The following is a 19,498-nucleotide window of genomic DNA, read 5'->3' as shown; positions in this document are numbered from 1 at the left end:
TCCATGAGCGATCAGCCGGTGCTGCACGTGAAGGGGCGGGTGCTCGTCGGGCCCGACGACGTCCGGGACGAGCTCTGGGTGATCGGCGGGCGGATCTCGTACGACCGCCCCGCCGGCGCCCGCGAGGTGCGCACGGTGACGGGGTGGGCGCTGCCCGGCCTGGTCGACGCGCACTGCCATGTGGGCCTCGACGCGCACGGCGCGGTGCCGAGGGACGTCGCCGAGCGGCAGGCGCTGGCCGACCGGGAGGCCGGCACACTGCTGATCCGGGACGCCGGCTCGCCCTCCGACACCCGCTGGGCGGACGAACGCGAGGACCTGCCGAAGATCATCCGCGCCGGGCGGCACATCGCCCGCACCCGCCGCTACATCCGCAACTACGCCCACGAGATCGAGCCGGACGACCTGGTCGCGTACGTCGCCCAGGAGGCCCGGCGCGGCGACGGCTGGGTGAAGCTGGTCGGCGACTGGATCGACCGCGACCTCGGCGACCTGGCCGCCTGCTGGCCCCGGGAGGCGGCCGAGGCCGCCATCGCCGAGGCGCACCGGCTGGGCGCCCGGGTCACCGCGCACTGCTTCGCCGAGGACTCCCTGCGCGACCTCGTCGAGGCGGGCATCGACTGCGTCGAGCACGCGACAGGGCTCACCGAGGACCTGATCCCGCTGTTCGCCGAACGCCGGGTAGCGATCGTGCCGACGCTGGTCAACATCGCCACCTTCCCCGGGCTGGCCGCCGGGGGCGAGGCCCGCTACCCGCGCTGGGCCGAGCACATGCGGCGCCTGCACGAGCGGCGTTACGACACCGTGCGCGCCGCCTACGACGCCGGTATCCCGGTGTACGTCGGCACGGACGCCGGCGGCTCGCTCGCCCACGGGCTGGCCGCCGCCGAGGTGGCGGAACTGGTCACCGCCGGGATTCCGCCCGAGGCGGCGGTGTCCGCGACGACCTGGGCCGCGCGCCGCTGGCTCGGCCGGCCCGGCCTGGACGAGGGCGCGCCGGCGGACCTGGTGGTGTACGAGGCGGACCCCAGGGCGGACGTACGGGTGCTGGCGGCGCCACGGCGGATCGTGCTCAACGGGCGGGTGGTCCGGTGACCGGGGTGACGGAAATCCGCCCCTCGGGGCGCGGACGCGCCGCCCGGGCGCTCGCCGGGAGGAGTGAATGCGGCGGGCGCAGGCGAACGCCCGCACCCGAAAGCTCGACGTCCTCGCCAAAACCCCTCGTTGGAGTGAGTCACCCTGGGCGCCGCCCGTACACCGTCGAGGGCACGCTCACCCCGGCCCGGGCCGCCGGCCAGACCCCGCGCCGGCCGACGTGGCGTCCCAGGGCGCGCCCGACCGGCCGGCGGCCGGCCTGGCGGAGACGGGCGGCGACTCCCTGACCCCGTACCTCGCCGGCGGCGGGCGGAGGAGCGCCGGCGCCGGCGCGGGATGAGCGCCTCGCCCCCGGCCGAGTCCGGGCGGCCCGTCCTCAGCCCACCGCCCGCCGCAGCGCCCCCAGGAACCCGTCCGTCGTCGCCCGGTCCCGTACCGCCAGGCGCAGCCACTGCTCGCCCAGCCCCGGGAAGGTGTCCCCGCGGCGCACCGCGTAGCCGAGGGCACGCAGCCGGTGGCGCACCTCGGCCGCACGGGGGAGGCGGACCAGGACGAACGGGGCCTCGGCCGGGGTCACCGCGCGCAGGCCGTGCGGGGCGAACTCCGCCAGGCCCGCCAGGAGACGGGCCCGGTCGGACGCGATGCGGTGGGCGGCGTGGGCCGCCTCCGCCAGGGCCGGCGGCGTCACGCACGCCTCGGCCGCGGCGAGCGCCGGCGTCGACACCGGCCACAGGGGCTGGGCCCGCTCCAGGTCCGCGACGGTGTCCGGGGCGGCGAGGACGTACCCGACGCGCAGCCCGGCCAGGCCCCATGTCTTGGTCAGGCTGCGCAGCACGACCAGGCCGGGCACGTCCGTCCGGCCCGCCAGGGCCTCCCGCTCGCCCGGCACCGCGTCCATGAACGCCTCGTCCACGACCAGCGTCCGCCCGGGCCGGGCCAGCCGCGCCACGTCGTCCGCCGGGTGCAGGACCGACGTCGGGTTGGTCGGATTGCCGACGACGACCAGGTCCGCCTCCTCGGGGACGGCCGCCGGATCGAGCCGGAAGCCGTCCTCCTCGCGCAGCAGCACCCGGTCCACCGAGTGCCCGGCGTCCCGCAGCGCCGCCTCCGGCTCGGTGAACTGCGGATGCACCACCACCGGCCGGCGCACCTTCAGCGCCCGCGCCAGCAGCACGAACGCCTCCGCCGCACCCGCCGTCAGCAGCACCCGGTCGGCCGGCAGCCCGTGCCGCGCGGCGACCGCCGCCCGCGCCGCCCGCCCGTCCGGGTAGGCGGCGAGGCCGGCCAGGGAGTCGGCGATGCGGGTGCGCAGCCACGGCGGCGGCGTGCCCGCGCGGACGTTCACCGCCAGGTCGGTCAGCGCCGCGCCGTCGTCGCGCACCTCCGCGTCACCGTGGTGGCGCAGGTCGGGCCCGTCAGTGTGCATGCGAGTGCGCGTGCCCTCCGTGATGGTGGTGGCCGTGACCGTGGTGGTGGCCGTCGTCGTCGGGGTGGAAGTGCGGCTGCTGCGGCATGCCCACCTTGTCCTCGAAGCCCGGCAGCGCGATCCGGTACACGCACGAGTCGCAGTTCATCCGCAGATCGCCCTCGACGGCCTCCGCGTACCGCTCCATCACCAGGTCCAGCAGCTCCGGCTCCGGCCCGATCACGTCCGCGGACCGCACCTCGACCTCGGGGTGCGCGGCGGCCCAGCCCTCCGTCTGCTGCCGCACCCGGTCCGGGAGGATGCCCGTGAACAGGAAGTACGGCAGCACGACGATCCGCCCGGCACCCAGCCGCGCGCACCGGTCCAGCCCGCTCGGCACGTCCGGCGCGGCCAGCGACACGAACGCCGTCTCCACGCCCGCGTACCCGCGCCCCTCCCACAGGAGCCGGGCCGCCTTGCACACCTCCGCGTTGGCGTCCGGGTCGGTGGAGCCGCGCCCGACCAGCAGCACGGTCACGTCCGCCCGGTCCTCCGGCGTCCGCCCGGCACCGCCGAGCGCCTCGTCCAGACGCCGCTCCAGCACGTTCAGCAGCGCCGGGTGCGGGCCCAGCGGACGCCCGTAGGAGTACGAGATCCCCGGGTGCCGTTCCTTCTCGCGGGCCAGCGCCGCCGGGATGTCGCCCTTGGCGTGCCCGGCGGACACCAGCATCAGCGGCACGGCGGCGAACCGGCGCACCCCGCGCTCCACCAGCTCGGCGACGGCCTCGCCGAGCGGCGGCGGGGACAGTTCGATGAAGCCGCCCGCGACGGGCAGTTCGGGGTGGCGGCGCCCCAGCTGGCGCACGAAGTCGCGGAACGCCTCGGCGCCGGCGTCGTCACGGGTGCCGTGGCCGGCGATGAGCAGGGCGGGCGGCGGGGTGGTCACGGTTTCTCCTCGGCGGAAATCGGGTGGTACAGCAGGGCGTTGAGCGCGGCGGCGGCGACCGCCGACCCGCCCTTCTCGGACACGTTGCTCACGGCGGGCAGCCCGCTCTCGCGCAACGCGGCCTTGGACTCGGCCGCGCCGACGAAGCCGACGGGCAGGCCGATGACGAGCGCCGGAGCGGCGTCCAGCGTGAGCAGTTCCTCCAGCGCGGTCGGCGCGTTGCCGATCACCCAGAGCGCGCCGGGGCCGACCTGCTCGTAAGCCAGCCGGATGCCGTGCGCCGACCGGGTCAGGCCCGGCCCCGCGACGGCGTCCTGCAGCCGGCACACGGTCTCCCGCCGGGTGATGCCCGCACCGACCATCTCCACGTCCACGACGACCGGCGCCCCGGCGTGCAGCGCCGCGTGCGCCGCCACCAGGTCGGCCTCGTCCATCACGAGATCGTCGGCGTACTCCAGGTCGGCGGCGGAGTGGATCACCCGCTCCACCACCGCCCGGGTCAGCGGCGGGAAGTGCGACGTGTCCAGCCGGGCGCGCAGCCGCCGGTAGGACTCGGCCTCGATGGGATGGACCACGCGCGTCACCGGGACGCCTCCTGCCAGCGGTAGCCGCGCGGCGTCACCATGCGCCCCGCGATCGTCCGGGTCGCGGTGTTGCCCACCGTCACGACCGTCATCATGTCGACCGTCGCCGGGGCCAGTTCACCGAGCGTGGTGATCCGGCTCGACTCGTCGGCGCGCGAGGCATTGCGCACCACGCCCACCGGGGTCCCGGACGCCCGGTGCTCGGCGAGGATGCCCAGGGCCTTCGGCAGCTGCCAGTCCCGGCCCCGGCTGCGCGGGTTGTAGAACGTCACCACGAGGTCCGCCTCCGCCGCCGCGCGCACCCGCCGCTCGATGACCTCCCACGGCGTGTGCAGGTCCGACAGGCTGATCGACACGTGGTCGTGGCCGAGCGGCGCGCCCAGGATCGCGGCGGCGGCCAGCGCGGCGGTCACGCCCGGCACCCCGACCACGTCGATGTCGTCGGACGCCTCGGCGAGCGCCGGGGACGCCATGGCGTACACGCCCGCGTCGCCGCTGCCGATCAGCGCCACCGCATGCCCCCTGCGGGCCTCCTCGACGGCCGTGCGGGCCCGCTCCTCCTCCGCGCCGAGCCCCGACTCCAGGACGCGGGTGCCCGGCCGCAGCAGATCGCGGATCTGGTCGACGTACTGGTCCAGGCCCACCAGCACCGAGGCGCGGCGCAGCTCCGCCGTCGCGCGGGGCGTCAGCAGGTCCCGTGCGCCCGGCCCGAGGCCGACCACCGCGAGCCGGCCGCGCGCGGGACGCCGTACGACCGCGCAGGTCGCCATGGCCGACTTACGCTTGGGGACGAGGAGTTCGCCCCCGCGGGCCAGCGCCGACGCCTCCGCGACGGACGGCGTGCCGACGGCGGCGAGCGGCGCGTCGGAGGGGTTCGGCACGTCGACGCCGGCCAGCTCCCCGGCCGGGTACGTCACCAGCGGCACCCCCAGCCGCTGCGCCGCCGCCACGATGCCGGGCTCGCCGGCCTTGGCGTCCACGGTGGCCAGCTCGGCGACCGACGCCGCCGACAGCCCGGCGTCCCGCAGGGCGCCCTCGACCAGCCCCAGCACCTCGTCCGCGGGCGCCCCCCGCGACGCGCCCACGCCCACGACCAGCGACGGCGGACGCAGCACCACCTCGCCCCGGCCGACGGCGACATGGCGGTCCGTCACCCGGATCGTGTACGCCCCGCTCTGCGCGACCGGCAGCGGCGGCAGCGGCCACGCCACCTCGGCGTCCACCGCGACCGGCTCCCCGTCCAGCAGCGCCCGCGTCACCCCGGCCACATCGCCCTCCACGGGCAGCCCCAGCGTGTCCAGACCGGGAAGGCCGGCCGCGTCCGTGCCGGTGGTCACCACCGGCTCGGCGCCGAGCACCTCGCCCACCCGCGCGGCCAGCTCGTTGGCGCCGCCGCCGTGCCCGCCGACCAGCGACACCGCGAACCGGCCGCCCTCGTCGACGCAGACCACGCCCGGGTCGGACGCCTTGTCGGCCAGCAGCGGGGCGATCAGCCGCACCACCGCACCCGTGGCCAGGAAGCACACGAGCTGCTCGCACTCCGCGAACGCCCGCCGCACGGCGGACCCGACAGGGCCGTCGTACACGCGCGTACGCTCCGGCCAGGCCGCGGCCAGCCGGTCGCGCGCAGCCGCGCCCGCCGCCGTGGCGGAAACAAGGCCGATCACTGGACAACTCCTTCGTCATGCGCCGGGGGCCGCACGCCCCACAGCAGGAAAACCGGATTGGTCGCCGCCAGCCGGGTCACATCGCCCGGAAGCGGCGCGAGGCGGGACGACTGCAGCAGCACCCCGTCGCAGTCGAGCCCGGCGGCCGTCAGCGCCTCCCGCGCGGCCGGTACCCGGTCCAGCGCCGCCAGCGCCACCACCACCGCCCGCCGCGCCCGCCGCGCGCACGCCGCCACCACGGCGGGCAGCTCGCGCCCGCCGCCGCCGACGAACACCGCGTCGGGATCGTCGTCCAGGCCGTCCAGCGCCCCGGGCGCCGCCCCGTGCACGGCCCGCACGTCGACGCCGTGCGCGGCGGCGTTGGCGCGGATCCGCTCCACCCCGTCCGCCGCCTTCTCCACCGCCACCACGGCGGCGCCCAGCCGCGCGCACTCCACGGCCACCGAGCCCGAACCCGCGCCGACGTCCCACACCAGGTCGCCGGGGCGCGGCCCGAGCCGGGCCAGGGCCAGCGCCCGCACCTCGAACTTGGTGATCATCGAGTCGCGGTGGGCGAACGCCGACTCCTCCAGCGCCCACCCGCCGGGCCGCACCGGCGGACCCGCGACCGTGCGCACCGGACCCAGCGCCCGCGCCTCGTCCAGGCACAGCACGACGCTCACCGCCGGCCCCCAGTCCCGCGCCGCGGCCTCGGCCGGCGTCACCCGCTCCACCCGCTCCCGGGCCGACCCCAGCGCCGACGCCACCACCAGCACCCGCGGGGCGTCCCCGAGCGCCGCGCCCAGCTCCGCCGGACCGGCCCCAGGCCCGGTCAGCACCGCCGTCTTCGGATGCGCCCGGCACACGTTGACCGCCGTCCGCAGCTCCCGCCCGTGCGCGCTGACCACCACCGCGTCGTCCCACGGCAGCCCCGCCCGCGCGAACGCCGCGGCCACCGACGACACCTCCGGCCGCACCTCCAGCCGCTGTGGCCCGAACCGCTCCGCCAGCGCCCGCACGATCCCGAAGAACCCGGGATCGCCCGAGGCCAGCACCACGACCGGCGCCTCCTTGGCGACGTACTCGGCGACGGCGTCCAGCGCGGGCGCCAGCGGCCCCAGCACGATCCGCTCCGCGCCCCCGGGCAGCGCCACGGACTCCAGGTGCCGCCGCCCGCCGACGACCAGCGCGGCCCCCGCGACCGCCTCCGCCGCGGCCGGCGCCCCCGTCCCCGTGCCCACGACGGTGATCAGGGCGCTCACGTACGGGCACCCCGCTCGCGCAGCGCCCGGCGGGCCTCCGGGTCGGCCTTGCGGTAACCGTGGAAGTGACCGGGGTGGTACAGGTGCGAGCGGGTGCCGTGCGCGTCGAGGGCCGGACCGACCAGGAACAGCGTGTGCTTCCACAGCTTGTGCTCCTTGACCGTGTCCTCCAGCGTGCCCACCGTGCACCGCACCAGCAGCTCCTCCGGCCACGTCGCCTGGTACGCGATCACCACCGGCGTCGTCGTCGGATAGCCGCCCTCCAGCAGCTCCCGCACCAGCTGGCCGCTGCGCGCCGCCGACAGGAAGACCGCCATCGTCGTCCCGTGCCGGGCGAACTCCCGCACCTCCTCCCCGGGCGGCATCGGCGTCTTGCCGCCGCCCAGCCGGGTGAGGATCACCGACTGCGCCACCTCGGGGATCGTCAGCTCCCGCTGCGCGATCGCCGCCACCGCCGAGAACGACGACACGCCCGGCACCACCTCGGTCGCGATGCCGATCCGCGCGCACCGGTCCAGCTGCTCCTGCGTGCCGCCCCACAGCGCCGGGTCACCGGAGTGGATCCGGGCCACCCGCAGGCCGTCGGCGTGCGCCCGCTCGTACACGGCGACGACGTCCTCCAGCGACATCGCCGCCGAGTCGAGGATCTCCGCGCCCTCCCGGGCGTGCTCCAGCACCTCCTCCTGGACCAGGCTCGCGGCCCAGATCACCACGTCCGCCTCGGCGATGGCGCGGGCGGCGCGGAACGTCAGCAGATCGGCGGCGCCGGGGCCGGCGCCGACGAAGGTCACCTTGCCGGAAGGGGCGTCGGCCATGGGTCGGGGTCCTCTCATGACGGGATGGGGAAGCGCACCGGCGGTGAAGGCCGAAGGTGCGCGGCGGGGGACGCATCGGATACGAAGGGCGCATGGCGGTGATCGTCGCGCTCGGCGCGTTCCTGATGACGTTGGCCGGCGGCTGGACGGCACACCGCGTGACCGACCGCCGCCACCTGGTGCTGGGCCTGGCCGGCGGGCTCATGCTGGGCGTGGTCGGACTGGACCTGCTGCCCGAGTCGCTCGCCGCCGCGGACGCCGACGTGTTCGGCGTGCCGGCCGCGTTCCTGCTGTTCGTCGCCGGCTTTCTGCTGGCCCATCTGGTGGAACGGCTGCTGGCCGCCCGGCAGGCCGCGCACGGCGCCAAGAACGCGGACGGACGCGCGCCCGAGGTGGGCCTGACGGCCGCCGCCGCGATGGTCGGCCACAGCGCCATGGACGGCGTCGCCATCGGCGCCGCCTTCCAGATCGGCGAGGACATGGGCGTCGCCGTCGCGCTGGCCGTCGTCGCCCACGACTTCGCGGACGGCTTCAACACCTACACACTGACCCGGCTGTACGGCAACGCCCGCCGCCGCGCCGTGCTGATGCTGGGCGCGGACGCGGTCGCCCCCGTGGCCGGCGCCGCCTCCACGGCGTTCGTCGCCATCCCCGAGCCCCTGCTCGGCGGCTACCTCGGCCTGTTCGGCGGCGCACTGCTGTACCTGGCCGCGGCGGAGATCCTGCCCGAGGCCCACCACACCCACCCGGCCCGCTCCACGCTGCTGTGCACGGTCGCGGGGGCGGCGTTCATCTGGCTGGTGGTCGGCGTCGCGGAGTGACCGGGCCGGCGCCTGTCCGACGGTCACAGCTTGCCGCCCCGCCCGCCGTCGCGCCGCGGCGGCGAGATCAGCGTCGAGAGGTACGGCAGCGCGGCCCCGTCCAGCTCGGCGGCCGGGCGCACGGACTCCTCGGGCAGCCCGAGCGCCGACCCCCACACCGCGTCGTCGATCCGCCCGCTGTCCCGCAGCGCCTCGGCGACCTCGGCCGCCTGCCGCCCGAACTTGTACGCCACGACCGTCCCCGGCCCGTCCAGCGCCTCCTTGAGCACACCCGCCCCGGCCGTCACCGGCACCAGCGTCAGCGGCTCGGTGCCCTCCGTCAGCACCGCTCCCGAACGGGCCGCGAGGTCCTGCATCGCGGTGATCCCGGGCACGGTCCGCACCACGACGCCCGGCACCACGGCGGCGATGGTCTGCGCGAGATAGGTGAACGTCGAGTACACGTTCGGGTCGCCGATCGTCGCGAACGCGACCGTCCCGTGCGCCCGCAGCAGCGCGGCCACCCGCTCCCCGGCCGCGTCCCAGGCGGCCTCGCGCCGGGCCCGGTCGCTGCGCTCGTTCAGCGCGAACACCACCCGCACGACCTTCTCCGGCCCCACGTAGTGCAGCACCGTCGCCTCGGCCCGCCCGCGCTCGCCCGTGTCCATCACCGGGACCACGACGACGTCCGCGGCCCGCAGCGCGTTGACGCCCTTCACCGTCACCAGCTCGGGGTCGCCCGGCCCCACCCCGACCCCGATCAGTCTGCTGCTCATGACGTCCGGCACCTCTCCACGAACCGACGGGCGACACCGGGCTCGGACGCCCAGTGCGTGTGCAGATAGCTCGCGTGCACACCTCGCTGTACGAAACCCTCGACGCGCCGCTCGGGCGCGCGCACCCCCCACGCGGCCTCCGCCCCGGCGCCGGGCTCGACGACCGTGCGGTGGAACTCGTGCCCCCGCATCCGCGTCCCGGCCGCCGCGAGGACGCTGTCGCTCACGGCCACCGCGTCCCGGTAGCCGAGGGTGAGCCGGTCCGTCATCCGCGCGGCGGCGCCGAGCACACCGCACATGGGCAGCCCGTCCAGCTCCCGGCACAGGTACAGCAGCCCCGCGCACTCGGCCGCCACCGGCGCGCCGCCGAGGGCCAGCTCGGCCACGGCCCTGCGCAGCGGCTCGTTGGCGGACAGCTCGGCGGCGTACACCTCCGGGAACCCGCCGCCGACGACCAGCCCGCGCGCGCCCTCGGGCAGTCGCTCGTCGCGGAGGGGATCGAAGGTGACGACATCGGCCCCGGCGGCCGTGAGCAGCTCGGCGTGTTCGGCGTAGGAGAAGGTGAACGCCGGCCCACCGGCGACGGCGACTTTCACACGCCCGGGCGGCGGGGGCGAGGAAGCGACGGCCTCAGCCGCGTCCCAGGCCGCACCCGCCAACGCACCCGCATTCCGAGCCAGCCCCACCAGCGCCTCCAGGTCACATCCCGCGGCGACCTGCGCGGCCATCGCAGCCACGGCCTCCACGGCCTGGGCCCGCCGCTCGGCGACCGGCACCAGCCCCAGATGCCTGGACGGCGTATCGACCTGCGGAGCCCGCCGCAGCACCCCGAACACCGGCACCCCGACCGAATCCAAGGCGTCCCGCAGCAGCTCCTCGTGCCGGTCGGACCCGACCTTGTTGAGGATCACGCCCGCGACCCGCACCTGCGGGTCCCAGGACGCGAACCCGTGCACCAGAGCGGCGACCGACCGCGACTGCCTCGAGGCGTCCACGACGAGCACGACCGGCGCCTCGAGCAGCTTGGCGACATGGGCGGTGGAGGCCAGTTCCCCTTCCCCCGCCGCCCCGTCGTACAGCCCCATCACACCCTCGACGACGGCGATGTCACACCCCCGCGCCCCGTGCAGGAACAACGGAGCGACCAGCTCCGCCCCGCACAGGTACGCGTCGAGATTGCGCCCCACACGCCCGGTGGCGAGCGCGTGGTACCCGGGGTCGATGTAGTCCGGCCCGACCTTGTGCGGGGACACGGCGAGTCCCCGCCCGGCGAGCGCGGCCATCAGCCCCGTGGCGACGGTGGTCTTGCCGCTCCCGGAGGAGGGCGCGGCGACGACCAGCCGGGGAACGGACGAGGGCCAGGTCACCACTCGATGCCCCTCTGCCCCTTCTGTCCGGCGTCCATCGGATGCTTGACCTTGGACATGTCCGTCACGAGATCGGCGAAGTCCACCAGCTTCTCCGGCGCGTTCCGCCCCGTGATCACCACATGCTGGGTGCCCGGCCGGTCGCGCAGGACGTCGATCACCTCGTCGGTGTCGACCCACCCCCAGTGCATCGGGTACGCGAACTCGTCCAGCACGTACAACTGGTACGTCTCGGCGGCCAGGTCCCGCTTGACCTGCTCCCAGCCCTCGCGGGCCTTCTCCTCGTTGTCCATCTGCGCGTCCCGCTGGACCCAGGACCAGCCCTCGCCCATCTTGTGCCAGGCGACGGTCCCGCCCTCGCCGGACTCCCCGAGCACCCGCAGCGCCCGCTCCTCGCCGACCTTCCACTTCGCCGACTTGACGAACTGGAACACCCCGATCGGCCACCCCTGGTTCCAGGCCCGCAGCGCGAGCCCGAAAGCGGCGGTCGACTTGCCCTTGCCCACGCCCGTGTGCACGACCACCAGCGGACGGTTACGGCGCTGACGGGTCGTCAGACCGTCGTCCGGTACGACACTCGGCTGTCCCTGCGGCATTACGCGGCCCTCCTCTGTACGTCCTTCACCAGACCGGCGATCGCGTCGGCCCTCAGCTCGTCCAACGTCACGGCGGCACCGCCCAGTTCACCGGCGAGCTGCCCCGCCAGCCCCAGCCGCACCGGGCCCGCCTCGCAGTCCACGACCACCGACGCCACCCCGTCGGCCGCGAACAGCCGCGCGGCGCGCGACGCCAGCGCCACCGGCTCGGGCCCACCGGTGGCCCGCCCGTCCGTCACCACGACGACCAGCGGCCGGCGCGCGGCGTCCCGCAGCCGCTCCACGCGCAGCACGTCGTGCGCCTTGAGCAGCCCGGCGGCCAGCGGCGTACGGCCCCCGGTCGGCAGCGACTCCAGCCGGGCCGCCGCCGCGTCCACGGACGAGGTGGGCGGCAGCGCGACGTCGGCCGAAGACCCCCGGAAGGTCACCAGCCCCACCTTGTCCCGCCGCTGATACGCGTCCAGCAGCAACGACAGCACGGCGCCCTTCACGGCGCCCATCCGCTGCCGCGCGGCCATCGACCCGGAGGCGTCGACGACGAAAAGAACCAGATTCCCCTCGCGCCCCTCGCGCACCGCCTGCCGCAGATCGTCCCGCCGCACCACCAGCCCCGGCCCGCTGCGCCCCCGCGCCCGCTGGTGCGGCGCCGCGGCCTGCACGGTGGCGGCCAGGTGCAGCTTGGTCAGCGCCCCGCGCGGACGCCGGGCCCCGATCGTCCGCCCGTGCTCGGTCCGCGCCCGCGAACGCCGCCCGGCGGCGCCCTCCCCGATGCCGGGCACGCTCAGCACCCGGGTCCGGAACGGCTCGGCGGCCCGTACGGCCGACTGCTCGCCCGCCCCGGCCCCGGCCGGCTGCGGCTCCCCGCCCTCACCGGCCTCGGGCCGCGCACCGGAACCGCCCTGGTCGGGCCCTTCGAAGGACGGCTGCCCGCCGCCTCCACCGGGACCGTCGGGGTCGGGATCGTCGTCGCCCTCGCCCTGGTCGCCGAACTCCTCCAGCGTCCGGTCGAGCTTGTCCTCGTCCAGCCCCGGAGCGTCGAAGGGGTTGCGCCGCCGCCGGTGCGGCAGCGCCAGCAGCGCGGCCTGCCGCACGTCCTCGGCCAGGACGTCGGTCCGCCCGGCCCAGGCCGCCAGCGCGGTCGCCGTGCGGGCCATCACGATGTCGGCGCGCATGCCGTCCACCTCGAAGGCGGCGCAGGTCGCGGCGATCTGCCGAAGCGCCGCGTCACCGAGCCGGACCTGGGGCAGCAGCTCGCGTGCGGCCACGATCCGCTGCCGCACGGCGGCCTCCTCGTCGGCCCAGCGCGCTGCGAACCCGGCCGGGTCGTCGTCGTGGGCCAGCCGCCGCCGCACGACCTCCACCCGCTGGTCGGGCTCCCGCGAGGCGGCGACCTCGACGGTGAGCCCGAACCGGTCGAGCAGTTGCGGTCGCAGCTCGCCCTCTTCGGGGTTCATGGTCCCGACGAGCAGGAAGCGCGCCGCGTGCCGCACGGACACGCCCTCGCGTTCGACGTACGAGGCGCCCATCGCGGCGGCGTCCAGGAGGAGGTCGACCAGGTGGTCGTGGAGCAGGTTGACCTCGTCCACGTACAGGATCCCGCGGTGCGCGTCGGCGAGCAGGCCCGGCTCGAACGCCTTCACGCCCTCCGCGAGCGCCCGCTCGATGTCGAGGGCGCCCACCAGCCGGTCCTCGGAGGCGCCGACGGGGAGTTCGACCATGCGGGCCGGGCGCGTCGTACCGGCCCGGACCTCGTGCGGCCCGTCCGGGCACGCCGGGTCGGGAGCGGCCGGGGCGCAGGAGAAGCGGCACCCGGGGACGACGTCGACCTCCGGCAGCAGCGCCGACAGGGCGCGGACCGTCGTCGACTTGGCCGTCCCCTTCTCACCGCGCACGAGAATGCCGCCGATGCTCGGTGAGACGGCGTTGAGCAGCAGGCCGAGGCGCAGGTCGTCCTGGCCGACGACGGCCGTGAACGGAAACGGGATGGTCACTTGTCGTCGCCCTCCAGGTCGCCTTCGAGCTCCAGATAGGTGGCGCGCAGCCGCTCCAGCGTGTCGGCGTCCGGCTCGGCCCACAGCCCGCGGTCGGCGGCCTCCAGCAGTCGCTCGGTGATGCCGCGCAGCGCCCACGGGTTGGACTTCTTCATGAAGTCCCGGTTCTCCGGGTCGAAGACGTACTCGGCGCTGAGCTTCTCGTACATCCAGTCGTCCACGACCCCCGCCGTGGCGTCGTACCCGAACAGGTAGTCCACGGTCGCCGCCATCTCGAAGGCGCCCTTGTAGCCGTGCCGCCGCATCGCCGCCATCCAGCGCGGGTTGACCACCCGCGCCCGGAAGACCCGGTGCGTCTCCTCGCCCAGCGTCCGCGTCCTCACCTGGTCCGGCGTCGCCGAATCGCCCACGTAGGCCTCGGGGTTGGCGCCGGTCAGGTGCCGCACCATGGCGACCATGCCGCCGTGGTACTGGAAGTAGTCGTCGGCATCGACCAGGTCGTGCTCGCGCGTGTCGACGTTCTTCGCCGCCACCGCGATCCGCCGGAACGCCGTCTCCATGTCCCCGCGCGCCGCCCGTCCGTCGAGCCCGCGCCCGTAGGCGTAGCCGCCCCACACCGCGTACACCTCGGCGAGGTCCGCGTCGGAGCGCCAGTTCCGCGCGTCGATCAGCGGCAGCAGACCCGCGCCGTACGCCCCCGGCTTGGAGCCGAAGATACGGGCCGTCGCGCGCCGCCGGTCGCCGTGCTCGGCGGCGTCCTCGTCCACGTGCGCCCGCACGTGGTTGGACTCGGCGGGCTCGTCCAGCTCGGCCACCGCCCGCACCGCGTCGTCGATCAGCCCGACGACGTGCGGGAACGCGTCCCGGAAGAAGCCGGAGATGCGGACCGTGACGTCGATGCGCGGTCGGCCCAGCTCCTCCAGGGGCACGATCTCGAAGCCGGTCACCCGCCGCGACGCGTCGTCCCACACCGGGCGGCAGCCCAGCAGCGCCAGGATCTCGGCGATGTCGTCGCCCTGGGTGCGCATCGCGGACGTGCCCCACACCGTCAGGCCGACGGACTTCGGGTACTCCCCGGTGTCGGTCAGATACCGCTGCACCAGCGAGTCCGCCAGCGACTGCCCGACCTCCCAGCTCAGCCGGGACGGAATGGCCTTGGGGTCGACGGAGTAGAAGTTCCGGCCGGTCGGCAGGACGTTGACCAGGCCGCGCGTCGGGGAGCCCGACGGGCCGGCCGGGACGTAGCCGCCGTCCAGGGCGCGCAGGATGTGCCCGATCTCGTCCGTCGTCCGGGCGAGACGCGGCACGACCTCGTCGCAGGCGAACTCCAGCACCGCGACGGCGTCCGGCACTTCGGCGCCGCCCAGCACCTCCCGCACCAGCGGACCGCTCTCCGCGACGGCCCAGCCACGGGCCTCCATGCCCTCCGCCAGCCGCCGGCACAGCTGCTCCAGCAGGTCGACGGCGTCGGAGCCGGTGCGCGCGGGACCCTCCACCAGGTTCGTCAGCTCGACGGGCACCTTCACCGGCGCGCCCGGCTCGGCCAGCAGCTCCTTCTCGTCCAGCCCGAAGTGCGCGGCCAGCGAGGCCCGCAGCCCCGGCAGCGCGTTGGCCCGCCCGCCCCACACCTGGGAGGCCCGCAGCACGGCCAGCACCAGGTTGACGCGCGGTTCGCCGACCGGCCCGCCGCCGAGAACGTGCAGGCCGTCGCGGATCTGCACGTCCTTGATCTCGCACAGATAGCCGTCGATGTGCATGACGAACTCGTCGAAGGTCTCGTCGTCCGGCTGCTCGTCCACGTGCAGGTCGTGATGGAGCTCGGCCGCCTTCACCAGCGTCCAGATCTGCGCCCGCACGGCCGGAGCCTTGGCCGGGTCCAGGTCGGAGACGAGCGCGTACTCGTCGAGGAGCTGTTCCAGCTTCGCCAGGTCCCCGTACGTGTCCGCGCGGGCCATCGGCGGCACCAGGTGGTCGACCACCGTGGCGTGCCCGCGCCGCTTGGCCTGGGTGCCCTCGCCGGGGTCGTTGACGATGAAGGGGTAGACGAGGGGGAGGTCGCCGAGGACGGCGTCCGGCGCGCAGCCCTTGCTGAGCCCGAGGCCCTTGCCGGGCAGCCACTCCATCGTGCCGTGCTTGCCCATGTGCACGATCGCGTCCGCGCGGAAGGAGTTCTCCAGCCAGCGGTAGGCCGCCAGGTAGTGGTGGGACGGCGGCATGTCGGGGTCGTGGTAGATCGCGATGGGGTTCTCGCCGAAGCCGCGCGGCGGCTGGATCATCACGACGACGTTCCCGAACCGCAGGGACGCCAGCACGATGTCGTCGCCGTCCACGTAGAGGGAGCCGGGCGGCTCGCCCCACGCCTCCAGCATCCCGTCGCGCAGCTCGGGGTCCAGCCGGTCGAACCACGCCCGGTAGTCGGCCAGCGGCACCCTGGCGGGCGCGGCGGCCAGCTGGTCCTCCGTCAGCCACTCCACGTCGTGCCCGCCGGCCTCGATCAGCCGGTGGATCAGCTCGTCGCCGTTGTCCGGGTAGCCCTCGACCGCGTACCCGGCGTCGCGCAGGGCGTCCAGCACCCGCACCGCCGAGGCGGGCGTGTCCAGGCCGACGGCGTTGCCGACGCGGGAGTGCTTGGTCGGGTACGCGGTGAAGACGAGCGCCAGCTTCTTGTCGGCGTTCGGCTTGTGCCCGAGCCGGGCGTGCCGTACGGCGATCCCGGCCACCCGCGCGGCCCGCTCGGGGTCGGCGACGTACACCGGGACGTCGTCCGGGCCCTGCTCCTTGAAGGAGAACGGCACGGTGATCAGCCGCCCGTCGAACTCCGGGATGGCGACCTGCATCGCGGCGTCCATCGGGGACAGCGCGGCGTCGGACGCGTCCCAGGCGGCCCGCGAGGAGGTGAGGCACAGGCCCTGCAGCACCGGCACGTTCAGGTCGGCGAGCGCCCCGACGTCCCAGGCCTCCTCGTCGCCGCCGGCCGAAGCACCGGAGGCGTGCGTGCCGCCGGCGGCGAGGACCGTGGCGATCAGGGCGTCGGCGCGGCCCAGGATCCCGTACAGGCCCTCCTCCGCGCCGCGCAGCGAACCGCAGTACACCGGAAGGGCGTTGGCGCCCTGTGCCTCGATCGCGTCGCACAGGGTGTCCACGAAGGCGGTGTTGCCGCTGAGTTCGTGGGCGCGGTAGAAGAGCACGCCGACCGTCGGGCGGCCGTCCGCGACGGCGCGCTCGCCGTGGACGCCGTACTCCGGCATCCTGCGCGGCTCCTCGAAACCCTCGCCGGTCAGCAGCACGGTGTCGGAGAGGAACCGGGCCAGTTCGGTGAGGTTGTCCGGCCCGCCCTCGACGAGGTACCGCAGCGCCTCGGCCACCACGCCGGCCGGGACGGACGACTCGGCCATCAGCTCCGCGTCCGGCACGGCCTCGCCGCCGAGCAGCACGGTCGGCACGCCGGACGCCTTCAGCGCGGCGAGCCCGTCCTCCCAGGCGCGCTTGCCGCCCAGCAGCCGTACGACGGCGATGTCCGCGCCCTCCAGGAGCGCGGGCAGTTCCTCCTGGACGTCGACGCGGGTCGGGTTGCCGATCCGGTAGCCGGCGTCCGCGGCGTGGGCCGCCAGCAGATCGGTGTCGGCGGTCGACAACAACAACACTGTGCTCATGCGGGCGCTCCCGGTGGAATGAAAGGCAGTCCTTGCGGCGCGCCCGACTCGATGAGCCGCCACAGCGCGTCCGTGTCCGCGTGCTGTTCGATCAGGTCGCCGAGCCGGTCGAGCTGTTGCTCGCGCAACGCGGCGAACGAGGTGTCGGGCGCCGGCACGAAGCGGCGGCCGGCGAGGGCGGCCACCTCGCGCAGGAAGGCGCGCCGGAAGCCGTCCGACTCCAGCGAGCCGTGCCAGTGGGTGCCCCAGGTCGTGCCGATCCGGCAGCCGTCCAGACCGTGTCCTCGGTCGTCGGAGATGAACGTGTCCCCGCCGAGGACGTCGGCCACCCCGTGGTGGATCTCGTAGCCCTCGACCCGCTCGCCGAGGGCCTCGCCGACCGGCCGGGTGAGGGTCTTCTCGCGGGCGAAGCGCACCCGCACCGGCAGGATGCCGAGGCCGTCCACCTGTCCGCGTCGGCTCTCGACGTCGTCCTCGATGCGCTCGCCGAGGACCTGGAAGCCGCCGCAGATCCCGAGGACGGGCCGGCCCTCCGCGGCCCGGCGGCGCAGCGCCCCGGCGAGCCCGCGCTCGTGCAGCCAGTCCAGCGCCCGCACGGTGCCGCGGGTCCCCGGCAGCACGACCAGGTCGGCGTCGGCCAGTTCCTCCGGCCGGTCCACGAACCGCACCACGACGCCCGGCTCGGCGGCCAGCGCGTCGACGTCGGTGAAGTTGGACATCAGCGGCACCGCGCACACGGCGACGCGCAGCACGTCCTCGCCGACGGGCGGGGCGGTGTTCGACTCGCGCACGGTCCCGCGCAGCGACACCCTCAGTCCGTCCTCCTCGTCGATGCCGAGCCCGTGCCGGTACGGCAGCACGCCGTACGTCCCCCGCCCGGTGAGGTCCCGGAGCATGTCCAGGCCCGGCTCCAGCAGCGAGACGTCGCCGCGGAACTTGTTCACCAGGAACCCGGCGACCAGCGCCTGGTCCTCGGGCGAGAGCAGCGCCACCGTGCCGAAGAAGGACGCGAAGACGCCCCCGCGGTCGATGTCGCCCACCACCAGCACGGGCAGCCGCGCGTTGCGGGCGATCCCCATGTTCACGATGTCGGTCCGCCGCAGGTTGATCTCCGCCGGACTGCCGGCCCCCTCACAGATCACCGCGTCATACGTGCCCCGCAACTGCTCCAGACAGTCCAGCACCGTGCCCAGCAGCCGCTGCTGCCGCCCGCCGTGGTAGCCGCGGGCGCTCAGCTCGCCCACCGGCCTGCCCAGCAGCACCACCTGGCTGCTCTGCTCGCCGCCCGGCTTGAGCAGCACCGGGTTCATCAGGGCGGTCGGCTCGATCCGGCAGGCCTGCGCCTGCATGGCCTGAGCCCGCCCGATCTCCGCGCCCTCGCGGGTCACGAAGGAGTTCAGCGACATGTTCTGCGCCTTGAACGGCGCCACCTTCACGCCCTGGCGGACCAGCCAGCGGCAGATTCCGGCGGTGACCACGCTCTTGCCGGCGTCGGAGGTGGTGCCGGCGACGAGGAGCCCTCCGCTCATCACGTACGTCCTCTCTGCAGGGCGGACTTCACCACGGACACGCCCGCGCACACCCCGAGCGCGAGCACGCTCACGCGCCGGGACAGCCGGATCGCGCGCCGGATGTCCCCGACCTCGACGGCGCGCCCGGCTGCCCCGTTGAGCACGGGCCGGTGCTCGACGCGCCCGCCGTACGACAGCGTCCCGCCGAGCCGCACCCCGAGCGCCCCCGCGAACGAGGCCTCCACGGGCCCGGCGTTGGGACTCGGGTGCCTGTGGGCGTCGGTCCGCCAGGCCCGCAGCGCGCCGCGCGGATCGTCACCGGCCGCGGCGGCGAGGACGGCGGTGAGCCGCGCGCCCGGCCATCCGGCGAGGTCGTCGAGGCGGGCGGAGGCCCAGCCGTAACGGCGGTGGCGGGGCGACTTGTGGCCGACCATGGCGTCGAGGGTGTTGACGGCCCGGAAGCCGAGCAGCCCCGGCACTCCGCAGGCCGCGCCCCACACCAGCGCGCCGACCACGGCGTCCGAGGTGTTCTCGGCGACGGACTCCACCACCGCGCGGGCGATCCCGTCGGCGTCCAGCGCCTGCGGGTCGCGCCCGCACAGGTGCGGCAGCCGGTCCCGGGCGGCCTCGACGTCCCCGGCCTCCAGGGCGCGCCCGACGGCTTCGGCCTCGCGGGCGAGGGAGGTACCGCCGACGACGGCCCAGGTGGCGGCGCCGGTCAGCAGGACGGAGGCGGCGGGGGAGGAGCGTACGGCACGGGAGGCGGCGGCCCCGAGGGCGACGGCGCCGCCGGCGCACAGCGCGGTGTGCAGCGCGCCCCACCCGCGGTGGTCACGCCACAGCACCCGTTCCACGGCGCCCGCGGCACGTCCGAACGCGGCGACCGGGTGCCCGCGGCGGGGATCGCCGAGGAGCAGGTCGCCGAGGAGGCCGGCGGTGGCGCCGTACGCGAAGACGCGATCGGCACGCATCGGGCTCAGCCGGTCGCGAGGTCGCGTGGGGAGGCGTCGGGAAGAGACCTGGTGCTGAGCCTCGAACGGCAGCCGAGCAT

15 protein-coding genes are annotated in these 19,498 nt (G+C 75.5%); 2 read left to right on the top strand and 13 right to left on the bottom strand.

The window, feature by feature from the left end; all coding sequences use genetic code 11:
* The first annotated feature begins 3 nt into the window (after nt 1-3).
* Complete coding sequence (locus ACZ6KF_RS12995; RefSeq protein ID WP_356633034.1) at nt 4-1,095, top strand: amidohydrolase family protein; 1,092 nt, start codon at nt 4-6, stop codon at nt 1,093-1,095.
* Between the two features lie 376 nt (nt 1,096-1,471).
* Here the strand turns inward: ACZ6KF_RS12995 and cobC are convergent, their stop codons facing one another.
* The 6 genes from cobC to cobM are packed head-to-tail and all read right to left on the bottom strand — an operon-like array spanning nt 1,472 to nt 7,753.
* Nucleotides 1,472-2,521 carry an Rv2231c family pyridoxal phosphate-dependent protein CobC gene (cobC, locus tag ACZ6KF_RS12990; RefSeq protein WP_356633032.1) on the bottom strand — a complete coding sequence of 350 codons (1,050 nt, stop codon included), beginning with the start codon at nt 2,519-2,521 and terminating at the stop codon, nt 1,472-1,474.
* Complete coding sequence (locus tag ACZ6KF_RS12985) at nt 2,511-3,446, bottom strand: sirohydrochlorin chelatase (protein WP_469160283.1); 936 nt, start codon at nt 3,444-3,446, stop codon at nt 2,511-2,513. The genes cobC and ACZ6KF_RS12985 overlap by 11 nt, the downstream gene beginning before the upstream one ends.
* A complete protein-coding gene (locus tag ACZ6KF_RS12980) occupies nt 3,443-4,030 on the bottom strand; it encodes a precorrin-8X methylmutase (RefSeq protein WP_469160284.1) in 588 nt (195 codons plus the stop codon). The genes ACZ6KF_RS12985 and ACZ6KF_RS12980 overlap by 4 nt, the downstream gene beginning before the upstream one ends.
* Nucleotides 4,027-5,697, bottom strand: coding sequence for a precorrin-3B C(17)-methyltransferase (gene cobJ, locus ACZ6KF_RS12975; protein ID WP_469238460.1), 1,671 nt, complete (start codon nt 5,695-5,697; stop codon nt 4,027-4,029). The genes ACZ6KF_RS12980 and cobJ overlap by 4 nt, the downstream gene beginning before the upstream one ends.
* Nucleotides 5,694-6,929: a precorrin-6y C5,15-methyltransferase (decarboxylating) subunit CbiE gene (gene cbiE / locus ACZ6KF_RS12970; RefSeq protein WP_469160316.1), complete on the bottom strand. Its 1,236-nt coding sequence runs from the start codon at nt 6,927-6,929 to the stop codon at nt 5,694-5,696. The genes cobJ and cbiE overlap by 4 nt, the downstream gene beginning before the upstream one ends.
* Before the next feature lie 5 nt (nt 6,930-6,934).
* Nucleotides 6,935-7,753, bottom strand: coding sequence for a precorrin-4 C(11)-methyltransferase (gene cobM / locus ACZ6KF_RS12965; protein WP_356633024.1), 819 nt, complete (start codon nt 7,751-7,753; stop codon nt 6,935-6,937).
* Nucleotides 7,754-7,845: 92 nt separating this feature from the next.
* Here cobM and ACZ6KF_RS12960 point away from each other — a divergent pair, with 92 nt between their 5' ends.
* Nucleotides 7,846-8,574, top strand: coding sequence for a ZIP family metal transporter (locus ACZ6KF_RS12960; protein WP_356633022.1), 729 nt, complete (start codon nt 7,846-7,848; stop codon nt 8,572-8,574).
* Between the two features lie 23 nt (nt 8,575-8,597).
* On the opposite strand, the gene cobI is transcribed toward ACZ6KF_RS12960, so the two are convergent.
* From cobI to ACZ6KF_RS12925, 7 genes are read right to left on the bottom strand one after another with little or no spacing between them, the layout of a single operon-like run.
* Complete coding sequence (gene cobI, locus ACZ6KF_RS12955) at nt 8,598-9,329, bottom strand: precorrin-2 C(20)-methyltransferase (protein WP_356633020.1); 732 nt, start codon at nt 9,327-9,329, stop codon at nt 8,598-8,600.
* The gene (locus ACZ6KF_RS12950; protein ID WP_469238459.1) at nt 9,326-10,699 is read right to left on the bottom strand and encodes a cobyrinate a,c-diamide synthase; all 1,374 of its coding nucleotides are present in this window, start codon (nt 10,697-10,699) and stop codon (nt 9,326-9,328) included. The genes cobI and ACZ6KF_RS12950 overlap by 4 nt, the downstream gene beginning before the upstream one ends.
* Nucleotides 10,693-11,292, bottom strand: a complete 600-nt coding sequence (gene cobO, locus ACZ6KF_RS12945; RefSeq protein WP_469175533.1) for a cob(I)yrinic acid a,c-diamide adenosyltransferase — start codon at nt 11,290-11,292, stop codon at nt 10,693-10,695. Before cobO ends, ACZ6KF_RS12950 begins: the two co-directional genes overlap by 7 nt.
* The gene (locus ACZ6KF_RS12940; protein WP_469238458.1) at nt 11,292-13,283 is read right to left on the bottom strand and encodes a putative cobaltochelatase; all 1,992 of its coding nucleotides are present in this window, start codon (nt 13,281-13,283) and stop codon (nt 11,292-11,294) included. Before ACZ6KF_RS12940 ends, cobO begins: the two co-directional genes overlap by 1 nt.
* Nucleotides 13,280-16,936 (bottom strand): cobaltochelatase subunit CobN, encoded by a 3,657-nt coding sequence (gene cobN, locus ACZ6KF_RS12935; protein ID WP_469238457.1) that lies wholly within the window; start codon nt 16,934-16,936, stop codon nt 13,280-13,282. Before cobN ends, ACZ6KF_RS12940 begins: the two co-directional genes overlap by 4 nt.
* A complete protein-coding gene (locus tag ACZ6KF_RS12930) occupies nt 16,933-18,465 on the bottom strand; it encodes a cobyric acid synthase (RefSeq protein WP_356633010.1) in 1,533 nt (510 codons plus the stop codon). Before ACZ6KF_RS12930 ends, cobN begins: the two co-directional genes overlap by 4 nt.
* Entirely contained in the window at nt 18,465-19,418 is a 954-nt protein-coding gene (locus tag ACZ6KF_RS12925) for a cobalamin biosynthesis protein (RefSeq protein ID WP_469238456.1), read from the bottom strand. Before ACZ6KF_RS12925 ends, ACZ6KF_RS12930 begins: the two co-directional genes overlap by 1 nt.
* Nucleotides 19,419-19,498 lie beyond the last annotated feature (80 nt).

It is taken from the genome of Streptomyces sp. NPDC046379, assembly GCF_055587785.1.
Note: the sequence above shows the minus strand (reverse complement) of the source record. Positions and strands in the feature narration are given on the sequence as shown.

Excerpts from the sequence above, each read along its gene's own strand:
- ACZ6KF_RS12995 (WP_356633034.1), top strand. The coding sequence starts at position 4 with ATGAGCGATCAGCCGGTGCTGCACGTGAAGGGGCGGGTGCTCGTCGGG.
- cobC (WP_356633032.1), bottom strand. The coding sequence starts at position 2,521 with ATGCACACTGACGGGCCCGACCTGCGCCACCACGGTGACGCGGAGGTG.
- cobM (WP_356633024.1), bottom strand. The coding sequence starts at position 7,753 with ATGGCCGACGCCCCTTCCGGCAAGGTGACCTTCGTCGGCGCCGGCCCC.
- ACZ6KF_RS12960 (WP_356633022.1), top strand. The coding sequence starts at position 7,846 with ATGGCGGTGATCGTCGCGCTCGGCGCGTTCCTGATGACGTTGGCCGGC.
- cobI (WP_356633020.1), bottom strand. The coding sequence starts at position 9,329 with ATGAGCAGCAGACTGATCGGGGTCGGGGTGGGGCCGGGCGACCCCGAG.
- cobO (WP_469175533.1), bottom strand. The coding sequence starts at position 11,292 with ATGCCGCAGGGACAGCCGAGTGTCGTACCGGACGACGGTCTGACGACC.
- cobN (WP_469238457.1), bottom strand. The coding sequence starts at position 16,936 with ATGAGCACAGTGTTGTTGTTGTCGACCGCCGACACCGATCTGCTGGCG.
- ACZ6KF_RS12930 (WP_356633010.1), bottom strand. The coding sequence starts at position 18,465 with ATGAGCGGAGGGCTCCTCGTCGCCGGCACCACCTCCGACGCCGGCAAG.
- ACZ6KF_RS12925 (WP_469238456.1), bottom strand. The coding sequence starts at position 19,418 with ATGCGTGCCGATCGCGTCTTCGCGTACGGCGCCACCGCCGGCCTCCTC.